Consider the following 3,491-nt stretch of genomic DNA (forward strand, 5'->3'; position numbering starts at 1 on the left):
GCGGCCTGACCTGCCTGGCCCTGGCCGGGCGCCCGCCCGCCAACTGGGTGACCGTCGCCGGCCAGGTCGGGAAACTGCTGGCCGCCCACGGCGTCGACGAGCCCGAGATCCTGGCCGACGGCGCCGTCCTGCGTCTGCTGCTGCGCCCCGAAGACGCCTCCCGCCTGCTGCAGCCGTTGCACGACGCGTACCTCGCCGGCGACGAAGCGTGAGCACGGCCTGACGCGGGCAGGGCGGGCCCGTCGGCCCGCCCTGCTGCGTTGTTCCCTTCACGTCTGCGCGTCGCCTCACGGCGACCCTGACGCTTCTCGTGACACTCCTAGAAGACGACCTGCAGGGTGATCCGCGACCAGAGCGCGTTGCCGCCGGTCGTGCCGGTCAGCAACCCGCCCGCCCGGAACGGCGCGGCATCGGTCATCACCATGTCGGCGTCGAAGTCGCCGAAGTGCAAACCGAGACCCAGGCTGGCATCCATCTCGTACCTGCTGAGGCCCGTGTACTCGTCATACCATACGGGACCGTACCGCACGACCTCGTTCGAGGACATGGTCTTCCATACGCCGGCGCGCACCGTGAGCCAGTACAGGACGCGCGTCTCCCCCCCCAGGCGGAGGCACAAGGCGTCCGTCTCCACGTCCTGGCGCAGCAACCAGTTGTCGACGACCCCGGCGGGATCGGACAGACGGCTCTCGACTCGGGACCAGGTCAGCGATGCCTGCAGCATCCGGTCCGGGTCCGGCAGCAGGCTCAGGCCCAACCCGGCGCTGAACGAGCGCGCATCGTCCAGGTAGTAGGCGCCGTCGTAGGAGTGCACGATACCGAACCAGTCGGAGTAGACCAGTTCGGGGCGCAGCTCCCGTTCCCAGGTCACGCACGGCACGAGCACCACGCGCTCGCCCAGACCGTGGAACAGGCGCCAGCGCAGCGCGAAGCTGTCCAGGTTCCGCCGTTCCGAGACCAGCTCGACCATACCCGCGATGGCCTGGTCCTGCGTGGACATCCCCTCGCACGACACATCGATCCAGGTCCGGGGCGCCAGGTCCAGGCGCAACCCGGTACCCAGGCTCCAAGTCGACGCCTCGGCCTCTTCGATCAAGAGCAGCCCGGTGCCGGATTCGTAGGACGTGTCGTGGCGAATCTCGTTGCCGAAACGGACCAGCAGGCCCGCCTGCCAGCCGGCGCGCTTCAGGCCCCACATCAGCCGGACGTCCTGACGGGGGTCGTCGTCGTAGATCCACAGGCCGGCCACGCCGAATCGGTGCGCAGCGTCCAGGGACAGGTGCGCACCCAGCGCCTGTCCGGCGGCGTTGTATCCTCCCGATTCGCCGAGCTCGAACAGCATCAGGTCGGGGTAGGTCGCCAGGGATCCGAACCAGCGCTGGACGTTGTCGACGTCCTCGAACAGGTCGCCGCCCCCGCCCATGCTCAACACGCGGGTCGAGGTGGCGGCGACGGGCAGCGCGGCCAGCAGCAGCAGCAGCAGCGCCGTCAGGGCGGCGGTGGCGCGTCGGGACATGGGGTCCTCCCTCGCGGATCAGTAGGGGGCGGTGTCGTAGAGTCTGAAATCGCCCAGGCCGTAGGCGTCGTAGAAGCGGTACAGGACGCCGTCGCGGCGATAGTACCAGACCTCCCACTGGCCGGGGTAGGACAGATCCATGACCTGGGCCTCGACGCTGTCGGGGGGGCCACGCTGGATGTGGACGCGGCCGCGGTCGCTCAGCGCCCCGCGGCCGAACTGGCCGAAGCGCCGGTCGGCCTCGACGATGCGCATCAGATGGGTGGCCTCATCGGGGAACTCGTCGGGGAACTCGCCGGCGGGCCGCGCGGCCCAGACCGCGCGCCAGGCCGCCGGCCGCTCGTCGACCGGCAGCGACGCGAGCGCGCGCCGGGCCTCGCCGTCCAGGAAACCGTCCAGCCAGTCGACGTGCAGGCGCCAGGCGGCGTCGTCGCGCCAGTCCACGCGCAGGTTGACGAGATCGCGCCCCGGGGCCAGGTCGAGGCGGTGGCCGGCGCCGGTCTCCAGCGAGACGTCCAGCCGCAGCGGGCCGAACGGCAGGCTCGCCGCCGGCGTCTCGAGGCGGCGCCGCAGGGTGTCGGTGGCGGCCGCGGGCAGTTCCTCGCGGCCGATGACCCGCTCGTCGCCGCCCGCGTCGGTGACGCGGAAGATCAGCGACGTCGGCGTCGGGGAATCCTGCGCGCCGGCGCCGGGATGGCGGACGAGGGTGACCGCCGCCCGCAGCGTGTCCGCGGCGGCCGGGGCCGGCGCGCCCGCGGGCACGTTCCAGTCGAAGCCGGCGAAGTACCAGGGCACGCCGCTGCCGAGGCCCGGGTCGAAGCGCAGGTCCGTCCGCCAGACCCGCTCGGTGCCGCGCACGCGCGCGGTCAGGGCGAGTTCGACCCTCCCCTCCCCCTCCAACGCGACGGTGACGTCGCAGGCGAGCCGCTCGTCGGAACCGGTGGCCGCGAAGGCGCCGACCCGGGCCGTCGCCTCGGCGAAGCCCCCCCCGACGCGACGGCCGTCGCGCTCGGCCACGACCGCCACCTGCAGCACCGAGACGAAACCGTCGCCGTCGCGCGTGAAGACCAGGCCGCGGTGCGGCACGCGCACGTGGACCACGGCGGCGGGCCCGCCGCGGGCGTCGTAGGTGGTCGAGACGGAGACGTCCAGGGCGGTGCCGGGGACGGGGCGGCCGCCGGCCTTGGCCGGGGCGGCCGCGCCGGCGACCGCGAGCGCGATCAGCGCCAGCAGGGCGACCGGAGCCATCGGAGCTACCGGCATCGGGGCCGCGGTCTCAGACCGCGGCGCTTCGGCGTGGCGGGTTCGGGGCGTCGCTCTCAATCCTACCGTCCCGCAAGCGGATGATGCGCCGCGCGTGGGCGGCGATGTCTTCCTCGTGGGTCACCACCAGGATAGTATTGCCGCCCGCGTGCAGCCCGTCCAGGACGGACATGATCTCCTCGCTGGTCGTGGAGTCGAGGTTGCCGGTGGGCTCGTCGGCCAGGATCAGGGACGGGCGGCAGACCAGGGCGCGGGCGATGGCCACGCGCTGGCGCTGTCCGCCGCTCATCTCGTTGGGCTGGTGGGCCGCGCGGTCGGTCAGGCCCACCTGCGCCATCACCGCCGCGACGCGGTCGCGGCGCTCCGCGGCGCCGACGCCGCCGTAGATCAGCGGCAGCTCCACGTTCTGGGCCGCGGTCAGGCGCGGCAGCAGGTTGAAGGTCTGGAAGACGAAACCGATCTCCCGGTTGCGCACGGCCGCCAGGGCGTCGTCGTCCATCTCGGCCACGGCCGTGCCGTTCAGCACGTAGCTGCCCGAGCTGGGCGTGTCCAGGCAGCCGATGAGGTTCATGAGGGTCGACTTGCCGGAACCGCTGGCCCCCATGATCGCCACGTACTCGCCCTTGCGGATCTCGAGGTCCACGCCGTCGACGGCGCGGACCTCCTCGGTGCCCACCTGGTAGACGCGCATCAGGTCGGTGACGCGGATCAG

Annotated in this window: 4 protein-coding genes; 1 reads left to right on the plus strand and 3 read right to left on the minus strand. The window is 72.5% G+C overall.

Annotation, left to right across the window (positions count from 1 at the left end):
• On the plus strand, positions 1–212 hold a 212-nt coding region (locus Q7W29_13090), incomplete at its 5' end, for a hypothetical protein (protein ID MDO9172755.1).
• 107 nt (positions 213–319) lie between these two features.
• On the opposite strand, the gene Q7W29_13095 is transcribed toward Q7W29_13090, so the two are convergent.
• From Q7W29_13095 to Q7W29_13105, 3 genes are all read right to left on the minus strand, one after another.
• Positions 320–1,516: a hypothetical protein gene (locus Q7W29_13095; protein ID MDO9172756.1), complete on the minus strand. Its 1,197-nt coding sequence runs from the start codon at positions 1,514–1,516 to the stop codon at positions 320–322.
• 18 nt (positions 1,517–1,534) lie between these two features.
• Positions 1,535–2,764 (minus strand): GWxTD domain-containing protein, encoded by a 1,230-nt coding sequence (locus tag Q7W29_13100; protein ID MDO9172757.1) that lies wholly within the window; start codon positions 2,762–2,764, stop codon positions 1,535–1,537.
• Positions 2,765–2,792: 28 nt separating this feature from the next.
• The coding region (locus Q7W29_13105; GenBank protein ID MDO9172758.1) for an ABC transporter ATP-binding protein at positions 2,793–3,491 on the minus strand (699 nt) is incomplete at its 5' end.

This window comes from bacterium, from assembly GCA_030654305.1.
Lineage (GTDB): Bacteria > Krumholzibacteriota > Krumholzibacteriia > LZORAL124-64-63 > LZORAL124-64-63 > PNOJ01.